The organism is uncultured Demequina sp. (assembly GCF_913055775.1).
GTDB lineage: Bacteria > Actinomycetota > Actinomycetes > Actinomycetales > Demequinaceae > Demequina.
Genome location: NZ_CAJXJX010000105.1, coordinates 1 through 9,867 on the forward strand (window position 1 = coordinate 1; position 9,867 = coordinate 9,867).

Annotated in this window: 8 protein-coding genes; 6 read left to right on the forward strand and 2 right to left on the reverse strand. The window is 70.0% G+C overall.

Going from position 1 to position 9,867, the window contains the following annotated elements:
* Positions 1-41: 41 nt before the first annotated feature.
* Positions 42-848: an HpcH/HpaI aldolase/citrate lyase family protein gene (locus tag QZ483_RS10535; protein ID WP_297083751.1), complete on the forward strand. Its 807-nt coding sequence runs from the start codon at positions 42-44 to the stop codon at positions 846-848.
* Between the two features lie 42 nt (positions 849-890).
* Here the strand turns inward: QZ483_RS10535 and QZ483_RS10540 are convergent, their stop codons facing one another.
* Positions 891-2,549, reverse strand: coding sequence for a DUF389 domain-containing protein (locus QZ483_RS10540; protein WP_297083752.1), 1,659 nt, complete (start codon positions 2,547-2,549; stop codon positions 891-893).
* 317 nt (positions 2,550-2,866) lie between these two features.
* On the opposite strand from QZ483_RS10540, the gene QZ483_RS10545 reads away from it, so the two are divergent.
* Positions 2,867-3,610, forward strand: coding sequence for a L,D-transpeptidase (locus QZ483_RS10545; RefSeq protein ID WP_297083754.1), 744 nt, complete (start codon positions 2,867-2,869; stop codon positions 3,608-3,610).
* A 112-nt stretch (positions 3,611-3,722) separates the two neighbouring features.
* On the opposite strand, the gene QZ483_RS10550 is transcribed toward QZ483_RS10545, so the two are convergent.
* Complete coding sequence (locus QZ483_RS10550; RefSeq protein ID WP_297083756.1) at positions 3,723-5,444, reverse strand: hypothetical protein; 1,722 nt, start codon at positions 5,442-5,444, stop codon at positions 3,723-3,725.
* A 451-nt stretch (positions 5,445-5,895) separates the two neighbouring features.
* Between QZ483_RS10550 and QZ483_RS10555 the strand changes: the two genes are divergently transcribed.
* From QZ483_RS10555 to QZ483_RS10570, 4 genes are all read left to right on the forward strand, one after another.
* Positions 5,896-6,564 (forward strand): metalloregulator ArsR/SmtB family transcription factor, encoded by a 669-nt coding sequence (locus QZ483_RS10555; protein WP_297083758.1) that lies wholly within the window; start codon positions 5,896-5,898, stop codon positions 6,562-6,564.
* Positions 6,561-7,238, forward strand: coding sequence for an arsenate reductase ArsC (locus QZ483_RS10560; protein ID WP_297083760.1), 678 nt, complete (start codon positions 6,561-6,563; stop codon positions 7,236-7,238). The genes QZ483_RS10555 and QZ483_RS10560 overlap by 4 nt, the downstream gene beginning before the upstream one ends.
* Positions 7,239-7,465: 227 nt before the next feature.
* Positions 7,466-7,912 (forward strand): hypothetical protein, encoded by a 447-nt coding sequence (locus QZ483_RS10565; protein WP_297083762.1) that lies wholly within the window; start codon positions 7,466-7,468, stop codon positions 7,910-7,912.
* Between the two features lie 123 nt (positions 7,913-8,035).
* On the forward strand, positions 8,036-9,867 hold a 1,832-nt coding region (locus QZ483_RS10570; RefSeq protein WP_297083764.1), incomplete at its 3' end, for an FAD-binding protein.

Below are 9,867 nucleotides of genomic sequence, written 5' to 3' on the forward strand. Positions count from 1 at the left end.
GGCGGAGCGGCGGGCGCCGCTGGCGCTGCAGGAGCCTCCGCATGACCGGCCCCGCGCTGCCTCCCACCCTGGCCGCGCGGCTGTCCTCCGCAGACCGGCCGCTCGCCGGGATGTGGGTGTGCTCGGGCTCGCCGCTGGTGGCGGAGATCTGCGCCGGAGGCGGTCTGGACTGGCTGCTGATCGACATGGAGCACGGGCCCAATGGGCTCGAGTCCGTCCTGGCGCAGCTGCAGGCCGTGGCGGCGTACCCGGTGGCGCCAGTGGTTCGCGTGCCGGCCAACGACCCCGTGCTGCTCAAGCAGGTGCTCGACCTGGGCGCGCAGAACGTGCTGGTCCCCATGGTGTCCTCGGCTGAGGAGGCCCGCGCCGCCGTCGAGGCCGTGCACTATCCGCCGCGGGGGCGCAGGGGAGTGGGGTCCGCGCTGGCGCGCTCGGCTCGCTGGAACCGCGTGCCCGGTTACCTCGAGAACGCGGCGCAGCATGTGTCGCTGTTCGTCCAGGTCGAGACCGCTGACGCCGTGGACGCCGCTGCGGAGATCGCCGCGTTGGATGGCGTGGACGGCGTGTTCGTGGGTCCGAGCGACCTCGCGGCCTCGATGGGGCTGCTGGGCCAGCAGACGCACCCGGACGTGACCGCTGCGGTTGCTCGGGCCTTCGAGGCCGTGCGCGGCGCGGGAACGCCCGTGGGCGTGAACGCCTTCGACCCGGCCGTCGCTCGCTCGTATGCGGAGGCCGGCGCGGCCTTCATCCTCGTGGGCGCGGACGTCGCGATGCTGGCCCGCGGCTCCGAGGCGCTCGCGGCCGCGTGGGTCCCGGAGGGTACGGAAGGTCCGACGGTCTCGTACTGAGCCACCGCATCGGCCCAGCGTCCCCCGCGCGTCCCTCGCGCGTCACAGATCCTCGCTCTGCCGCTGCAGGACCTCACTGAGCGGATTCGGCTCGAGGTACTGCTCCTCGACCGGGGTGACGCGCAGGGTGACCGCGACGGGCTCTCCGAAAGCGTTCTCGAGTTCGCGCTGCAGCCGCAACCCGGACGGCGGCGAGCCAGATCCGCGCAGCTCGACCACCACGTCGTCGTCGTCCACGCGCACGGTCTGGACCTGCAGGTCGTCGCGTTCGCCCATCCAGTCGTCCACGACCTCCTGTGCCTGAGTCTCGCGGGTGGAGGAGGTGAGCAGGCCCTCGGAGGCGAACACCAGTGGCACCAGGATCACGGCCGCGACGGCCACGAACGGGATCACCGTCGTGAGAATGCTGGGCAGGTTGGTCCGCAGCGCCTGGAAGCGCGCGAAGCCGGTCAGCACGAACACCACGCATGCCGAGAGCACGATCGCGACGAAGTTGGTGAGGAACAGCAGGAACGCGCCGCGCGCCTCGTCGCCGTGCTCGCCGTAGAGCGCGACGCCCACGACCGCGAGCGGCGGCACGAGAGCCACGGCGATCGCGACGCCCGCGATCGAGGAGGACACCCGCTTGTCGACGGTGGCGAACGCCCCCGCCGCACCGGCCGCGAGGGCGATGAGCATGTCCAGGATGGTGGGGTTCACGCGTGACACGATCTGGCTGTTGGTGTCGAAGTTGATCGCGGCGGGCGCCCACGCGGTGAGGCCGTACGCGAGCAGGATCGAGACCGTGGTGCCCAGCGCCACCACCGCGGCGGACTCGATCGCCCGCCACCGCCAGCCGTTCACGATCGCGCCGGCGAGCCCCAGGATGGGAGCCATGAGCGGCGCGACGAGCATCGCTCCGATGACCACTGCCGTCGAGTCCGCGAGTACGGCAAACGTGGCGATCGCGACGGACAGCACCAGCATCGTCCACCACGCGAACCTCTTCGACAGCCGCTCGGGCTGCTCGTGATAGAGGGTCGTCGAGAGCTCCTCGCGCTGCATGTCCCCGATGTCCGAGCCGCGGATCCAGTCCCACAGCGCGTCGGCCACGCCGGCCTTGCGCGGATCCAGCCTGCTCGCCGCGCCCTCGGCCCGTCGCAGCCCCCACGTCACCAGCAGCAGGCCAAAGATGAGGGCGAACACGGCCGCGCCCGCGATGACGCCTTCCGACACCGTCTCGGGCTGCACGATCGCGAGCCAGCCCAAGGCGGCGACGGTCACGCCGGCCGTGATGCGGATGCCGCGATGGCTCGCCTGCTTGTTGAACACGGCGGCGATGCCGACGATCAGCCCGCGCGCCAGCACGTACCAGCCCACGAGGAAGACCAGCAGCGTCAGACCCAGGCTCGCGCCGCCCTCGGTGAGGATCGCTACCATCACGAGCAGCGCGGCGAACAGCAACGAGCCGATCCCACGCAGCAGCGACACGATCCGTCCCCGCTCGCGACCCAGCCGGCGCCTGCCGCCGAGGGCCACCACCAGGTCCACGAACCCGGACAGGATCACGAAGGCCAGGACCACGAGCTCCACGACCACGGTGGTGAGAGTCGGCAGGAGCAGCACGATGGCGCCGCCGACGGCAGCGATGATGCCCTTGATCGACACAGGGTTGGCGATCGCGGACAGCCCGGCCATGGCACGCTCTCGCGCGTCCCTCATGTTGGGTGTCTCGTTGTTGGCCGTCATCATCGCCCCTCTCGCCTCCGATGCTACGGGCACCAGGGGCATCGCGGCCTCCGTGGCAGGCCGGAGCCGGTGATCGCTCGCCCCACGTGGCGCGCCGCGGAGAGGCCGTGGGAGCGACACCGCCCCGGCGTTAGACTCGCAGTGCGTCGAGGGACAGGGGAGGGCCGATGCGACACGTGCGTCCGCACCCAGGCACAGCAGTGCCCGGCACGGGTGTGAAGCCCCTGACCCGCCTGGGGGCGCTGGTCTGCGCCGCGGCGCTCGCCCTTGCCGCCTGTACCGCGGATCCCATGGACGACTCCGAGGTGGTCGTGGCGAGCGGCACTCCCGTCCCGGAGGTGAGCGCGCCGAGCGCGACCGCGGACCCCGATCAGGTCGCGGTTCCCGAGGTGGGCCACCCCACCACCGCGCTGATCGCGACCGCGACCGGGTCCAGCGTCGACGTGTATGACGAGCCGCGCGGAACCGTGACCCAGACCGTGGCTGCCGAGGACGTGCTGACCGTTCCCGACCAGACCCCGCTGACGTTCCTGGTGGAGGAGCAGGACGGCGAGTGGCTCAACGTGCACCTGCCGGTGCGGCCCAACGGCACCACCGGCTGGATCGAGGCCAGTGACGTGGGCCTCGTGTCCACGGACATGCGCGTCGAGGTGATGCTGGACACCTTCACGTTGACCGTCTACCAGGGGAGCGACGTGGTGCTCGAGTCCGCGATCGGCGTGGGACGCGGCGACCGCCCCACACCCGGCGGCGTCTACTACATCCGCGAGCTGCTGCAGCCCCCGGACCCGGACGGCCTCTACGGTCCCTACGCGTACGGCCTGTCGGGCTACTCGCCCGTGCTCGACGAGTTCAACGGCGGCGATGCGATCATCGGCATCCACGGGACCAACGATCCCGACTCGATCGGGACTCTCGCCTCGAGCGGCTGCATCCGGCTCCCCAACGACGTCATCACCGAGTTGGTCACCGACGTCGGGATCCCGCTCGGCACCCCGGTGTACATCGGCGAGGCGGACGCCCCGGGCGCCTGAACCGCTCGACCCGGCCACCGCATCGGCCCGGCCCTGTGCCTGGCAAGCGCGCCGGGACACGAAAACGCCCGCCTCCGAAGAGACGGGCGCTTCCGGCGGGTTGGCTGAGGGGTCAGCCCGCGTAGGTTGCGACTCCCCTGACGGGAACCGCAGGTCCAGCGCTGAGGACGGATTCGAACTCCTCGTCCTCCTCGTCGGGTCCATTGCAGTCGGAGGTCGCCGGCGGGTACTCCGCGGTGACCGTGGTCTCGGGGTTGACCGAGATGATCACCTGGACGCCGTCACGCGTCCAGCCGAAGTTGTCGTCGCCCACTTCCTCGTACTCACCGGTGGCCTCGTTGAGCTCCCAACCGGGCCAGCCGAGCGGACTCGCGGACGCCCCGGGCCACAGCATCTGGCCCGCGAAGCTGGTGAGCTCGATCACGAGGTCCTCGCCACCCGGGTTGACCCAGGTGAGCGTGGGCAGCGCGCTCGGATCCACCGAGCCGGTGGGGTCGTTGACCACCACGTCATACGTGAAGTACGGCACGTCGCCCTGGCAGAGGTTCCCGATGAACGTTCCGGTGAGGTTGGGCTCGCACTCCGAGCCGTCCACCCAGGTGATGCCGTCCTCGGGCTCCGTGCCCTCGGTGTAGACCACCTCGGTGGCCACGCCGTCGACGACCTCGCACAGGGAGACCTTCTCTGGAGCGGGTGGCGGCGGGCACTCGTCGCCCACGACCTCGAACGTGCCGTAGATCTTCTTGTAGAGGATCGTCGCGTCGTCCGGCTTGCCGGCCTGGTAGGTCCCGAAGTCGAGGCCGTTGGTGATCAGCTCGTCGAGCAGCTTGCTGTCGATCCAGCTGTCGATGACGTACTTGGTCCAGCCGTATTGCAGCACTTCCTCGCACAGCGGCACCACGTCGGTGCAGTCAGCGAGCTCCATGGGCCGGGCGGCACCGTGGCTCACGTAGCTCAGCGGGTACAGCTCGGTGCCATTCGGGAAGTCGTCATACGGATCGGTGACCTCCCAGCACACGTACACGACGTAGTAGCAGTCCTTGCCGTGACCCGGATCGACGACCTGGATGCCCTCCGGCACGAACGGCATCTCACCGTCCTCGCCGAGCAGGTTCTCGCACTCGACCGGCGGCGGTGGTGGCGGGCACTCGACCTCGACCTTGCGGGTCTTGGTCTTGGTCTCGCCAGTCTTGGTCCACGGCTCGCCCAACTCCGGGTCCTCGGACCAGATGGTCTTGATGACCTTGGTCTCGGTCTTCGATGCGACCTCGAGGGCGTCGGTGCTCGGACCGGGGTCGGTCTTCGACCACTCGGACCACGCACTCCACGGGCCATAGCCCAGGCTGGTCGTGGGCTCGGTCACCCGGTACTTGACGGTCACGCGCTCGTCATCGACCCGAACAGTGGTGGTGCCGTCGCCCAGGGGGTGATCGTCAAGACCGCCAGGACCCCACAGCGCAATCGCGATGACGTCCGGGATCGGGAAGTACTCGAAGGTTCCGGTGGGCTCCCAGTGGCCGCCGACGGTGGTGCCGTTGACCTTGGTCTCGCCGCCCTCGGAGTACTTCCAGCCCTTGACTTCCTTGACCTTCGTGGTGGAGAACTCCTCGGTGCGGGTGCGGTACTGGTAGTACGTGACCTCTTTGGTCTTCTCGTACTCGTACTTGACGTACTCCTGCTCCTCGTAGCACTTCTCCTGGCCGCTGTACTCCTGCCCGTCATTGGGCACCACAGTCGTGGCGATCGCCGCGGGCGTGGCCCACCCGACGATCGCAAGCGCGGCCGCACTGGCCGTCGCCGCAATTCTTGTCCCCAGCTTCATGATTCCTCCCATGACAGGAGGCAGGTCACCCACGTTGGCTGTCCCCTCAGCGCCCCCAGTCACTTCCAACGCTAGTGACCTTTGTCACACTGTCAACGGGAACGTGTGGCGCATGTGACTGATGTGACAATCGATGTCGGGTGTGACGAAAGTCACACGGTTATCGGCGCGATCGATACCGCCGCGTGTCGGCGGCGTTATCCGTCCGTGATCTGGCGACGGCGGGACAACCCTCGCGCGCCGATGGACTCGGTGGGGCCAGGCGCGCCGAGCAGCCATCCCGCCACGTACATCGCCCGTGATCGCCCGTGCGCGGGCGAGCTTCCGCTTCACTGCGAACCGGTGATTCCGCGACACGCGGGTGCGTAGGGCCGATGCGCGGGTCGCCTCCGGGGTGTCGTGGCCTCTTCTGGTTCGCAGTTCAGCGATGGTGCCTCAACAGCCATTGAGCTATATTGGTCGCGTGACCGATCGCGCCTCGCTTCTCGCCGCCCTCGCGGACCCCCAGCGGCTGCGCATCGTCGACGCCCTAGCGGAGGGGGACCGGGCGCCGACCGAGCTGTCCGAGGCCCTCGAGCTGCCGTCGAACCTGCTCGCTCACCACCTGGGTGTGCTCACCGAGGCGGGCGTGATCCGCCGGCGCCGCTCCGACGGCGACGGCCGCCGCAGCTACCTCGCGCTCAACTGGGACGAGCCCATCGTGGCCGCCACCATCGGCAGCGGCGAGGCGTTCGGCGCGTGCCGCGTGGTCTTCGTCTGCACCGCCAACTCCGCGCGCTCCCAGTTCGCCGCCGCCCTGTTCGCGCGGCAGTCCGACGTGCCCGTCGCATCGGCCGGCACCCAGCCTGCCGACGCGATCAACCCCCGCGCCCTCGCGGAACTCGAGCGGCGGGGACTCGAACCCCTCACCCCGCATCCCGTGTCGCTCGCGTTCGAGCGGCGCATGGATGACCTCGTGGTCGCCGTGTGCGACAACGCCTACGAGGCGGACGGCACGCTCGCGAGCGTGCACTGGTCCGTCCCCGACCCCGCGGCTGCCGACACCGACGAGGCCTTCGCCGCCGCATTCGATCAGATCCAGCCCCGCGTGCGGCGACTCGCCGCCGCGGTCACGAACGGAGACCCGTCATGAACAGCCCACTGGACAAGGTCGCGACACTGTCGATCGACCAGAAGTACGCCCTCGAGATGGCAGCCAAGCAGCTCGAGTCCGAGTTCGTGGGGGTGTTCGGGCGCCCCACGATCGAGCGCTTCCTCGCCACGTCCTACGACGAGTTCGCCTCGCGCGCCACGGTGCCCAACTACCTGCCGCTGCTTGCCGAGCGCTTCGCGCGCCAGCGCCTCCACGCGCTGTCCGTGGTGCAGGCCGACTCCCACGACGGGAGGCCCGTGGTCCTCTTCCTGTGCGTGAAGAATGCGGGCAAGTCGCAGATGGCGCTCGGGTTCATGAAGCACCTCGCGGGGGACCGCGCCATTGGCTGGTCCGGCGGGTCGGAGCCGGGCAACCAGCTCAACCGCCACGCCGTGGACGCGATGCACGAGCTCGGGATCGACATCAGCGACGAGTTCCCCAAGCCGTGGACCGAGGAGACCCTCAAGGCTGCGGACGTCGTGGTCACGATGGGCTGCGGCGACGCGTGCCCGGTGTACCCCGGCAAGCGCTACCTCGATTGGGAGATCGAGGGTGAGCCGGGCACGAGCATCGAGAACGTCCGTCCGGTCCGCGACGAGATCGAGCGCCGCGTGGCCGCGCTGCTCACCGAGTTGGGCGTGGAACTTGTCGCCCAACCGCGCGCGACGGCGTAGGGCCCGCGTAGGCCCCAGCGCCGCTCGTCACGCTTCTGCCCCATCCGAGTGCAGGGCCGGTGCGACGACGGGGCTTGCGTCAGTCCTCGAATGCGCCTATTCCGGGAAGGGATAGACGCCGCGGGGCCACCTCGCTACCTTGGTGAGCGGCAGCGTCGCCGTGGCATTTGCGCGACCCTGCCCGCCCGGCCCCCCGCCGGGTGGACATCACTGAGAGGAAACGCATCATGACCGAGACCACGACCACACCCGCAGCAGCCCCCGCCCGGCCAGGACTGGTGACCTTCGTCGGGATCCTTGTCTACATCCAGGCCTTCGCATACCTTGCCTTCGCGATCCTGTGGTTCATCGGGGCGGTGTCCGACTCGGTTGCCGATGCTCTGGGCCAGTCCGACACCACGGTCATCGTTCTCGTGGGCGTGCTCGAGCTGTTGTTCTCGCTGTTCTTCTTCGCCATCGCCGGGGGCCTCATGAAGGGCTCGCCTGGCGCGCGCCTGTGGATCACCATCGCGGCAGGAGCGCGCATCGTGATCGGCGGAATCATGACCGTCGGCGCGTTCACCGACGGTGTCGACAACACCGGCCACGGCCTGCTGTCGATCCTCCTGCCCGTGGCCGTCCTCTTTGTCGTGTGGGGCACGGACAAGGGCCAGGCTTTCTTCGAGCGCAAGTAGCGCGCGCTCACTCGAGGCCCCGGGATCGCGCGATCCCGGGGCCTCGGTGCGTCCGGGCGCTGTCCGCATCTCCGTCGGTACTGGTTCGGACTGTCGGGGGCGGACGCGTGGAACAATGTCGCCGTGACCACGACCGTGCCCGCGACCGACCTCGCGGCGCACCTGCGCGAGCGCATCGACGGCGAGGTGGACGCAAGCCCACGCCGCCGCGCCGAGTACTCCACGGACGCCTCCAATTACCGCGTCCCGCCGGCGGTTGTGGTCACCCCGCGCGACGCCGACGACCTCGTGGCCGCCCTCGACGCCGCCCGCGACGCCGGCGCCACGGTGACCATGCGCGGCGGCGGCACCTCGGTGGCGGGCAATAGCATCGGCCCCGGCGTCGTGATCGACACCAGCCGCCACATGAACCGCATCCTCGACGTCGACGCAGACGCAGGCACGGCGCGCGTCCAGCCCGGCGTCGTCCTATCCGAGCTGCAGAAGGTCGCCGCACCGCACGGTCTGCGCTTTGGCCCGGACCCGTCGACCACCAACCGGGCGACGCTGGGCGGGATGATCGGCAACAACGCGTGCGGCCCCCACGCCGTCGCCCACGGCAAGACCGCGCAGAACACCCTCGCTCTCGACGTCATCACCGGCGACGGGCGTCGCCTCGCCGCAGGCGCTGGAACGGCCGATGCGGTGGCCGGGCTGGCAGACCTCGTGCGCCAGAACCTCGCGCTGGTCCGTACGGAGTTCGGTCGGTTCGACCGGCAGGTGTCCGGCTACAGCCTCGAGCACCTGCTGCCTGAGAACGGCGCGGACCTGGCGCGCTTCCTCGTGGGCGCGGAGGGCACGCTTGCGACGACGCTCGAGGCGACGGTCCGGCTGGTCCCGATCGCGCCCGTGAGGCTCACACTGGCGCTCGGCTACGCGGACATGCCTGCCGCGGCCGATGCCGTGATGCCGATCATGGCCCACGGGCCCCACGCTGTGGAGGGCCTGGATGCGCGGCTCGTGGAGCGGATCCGCCTCGCGAAGGGAGCGCGGGCGATCCCCGACCTGCCGCCGGGTGCCGGCTGGCTGTTCGTGGAGATCGGCGCGGATACCGAGGAAGAGGCCCGGGAGATTCTCGCGCGCATCAGCGCTGACGCCGGCACCGACTCCATCCGCGTCTTCGAGGACCCGCGCGAGGCCGCCCGCCTGTGGGCCATCCGCGCGGACGGCGCCGGGCTCGCGGGCCGCAGCAGCGACAACAAGGAGTGCTGGCCCGGCTGGGAGGACGCCGCCGTCCCGCCCGAGCGCCTGGGCACCTACCTGCGCGAGTTCGACCAGCTCATGGACCGCCACGGCGTCACGGGCCAGCCCTTCGGTCACTTTGGCGACGGCTGCATCCACGTCCGCCTCGACATCCCGCTGACCGAGTCCGGCCGCCCGCTGCGCGCCTTCATGGAGGACGCCGCGCAGGCCGTCGCCTGGGCGCGCACCAGCGTCGCGGATTACGGTGGCGACCCTGATGGATTGCGGCTGATGGGGCATTCCGCCGGGGCGCATATCGCCGCGCTGCTCGCGGCCGACGCGCGCTACCTGCGGGCCGCGGGCATGGATACGACCGCGCTGAGCGGGGTTGCCGGGTTATCCGGACCGTATCACTTCACGCCGGAAGAGCCTGATATCAAAGGAATTTTCGGACCCCCGGAGCGCTATCCGCTGATGCAGGTCAGCCGTCACGTCAACGCCGCGACGCCGCCGATGCTGATGCTGCGCGGCACGGACGACGAAACCGTCGGCGCGGTCAACGCCGAGCGCCTGTCGCGGGCGCTTCGGGCCGCCGGGGTCGCCCATACCGTGCGGCATGTCCCCGGCCTAGACCATGTCGGCCCGATCGCCGAGTTCGTTCGCACCCGTCGCGGCGAAAGTGCAGTGGTACGGATGGTCGTCGATTTCCTGAGCGATGCAACCGCCGTCACAAG

Excerpts from the sequence above, each read along its gene's own strand:
- QZ483_RS10550 (WP_297083756.1), bottom strand. The coding sequence starts at position 5,444 with ATGGGAGGAATCATGAAGCTGGGGACAAGAATTGCGGCGACGGCCAGT.
- QZ483_RS10560 (WP_297083760.1), top strand. The coding sequence starts at position 6,561 with ATGAACAGCCCACTGGACAAGGTCGCGACACTGTCGATCGACCAGAAG.
- QZ483_RS10535 (WP_297083751.1), top strand. The coding sequence starts at position 42 with ATGACCGGCCCCGCGCTGCCTCCCACCCTGGCCGCGCGGCTGTCCTCC.
- QZ483_RS10565 (WP_297083762.1), top strand. The coding sequence starts at position 7,466 with ATGACCGAGACCACGACCACACCCGCAGCAGCCCCCGCCCGGCCAGGA.
- QZ483_RS10545 (WP_297083754.1), top strand. The coding sequence starts at position 2,867 with ATGGACGACTCCGAGGTGGTCGTGGCGAGCGGCACTCCCGTCCCGGAG.
- QZ483_RS10540 (WP_297083752.1), bottom strand. The coding sequence starts at position 2,549 with ATGAGGGACGCGCGAGAGCGTGCCATGGCCGGGCTGTCCGCGATCGCC.